We start from the raw sequence: 382 nt of genomic DNA on the forward strand, positions 1-382 counted from the left end.
AGATTTATGTATTTTAAAATCTTTTGGTAATCCTGCAGCTTCATTAAAGTCTTCTCCCATATAACCATCTTTATCTACACTATAACCATAGGCTGTATTACTACTTATATCTGCTTGTTTGAATTTTAAAGTATAAATAGAGTTTTTAAATTCACTAGATATATCATAATTAGGAGAATTTGTTTTAGTGTAATAGTTTTTATTGATATTATTATTGTTAGTAGAATTTAATACTTCACTTCTTATTAAAGTTTGTGAATTTTTATTTTCTATATCATTTAATTTAGTGACATTTTGTTTTAAGAAAGTATTGGCAAAATTTATTTTTGAATTTTCTTTACTTTCTTTATTGGCTTTTGCTTGTGAAAGTATAGAACTATAG

The 382-nt window shown here is 23.0% G+C and carries 1 pseudogene; it reads right to left on the minus strand.

What is annotated here, in order from left to right:
* Positions 1 to 382: pseudogene (locus CQA69_RS08880) on the minus strand (Cj0814 family flagellar-dependent secreted protein); the annotation flags it as partial.

Source organism: Campylobacter estrildidarum (assembly GCF_005406205.1).
Taxonomy (GTDB): domain Bacteria; phylum Campylobacterota; class Campylobacteria; order Campylobacterales; family Campylobacteraceae; genus Campylobacter_D; species Campylobacter_D estrildidarum.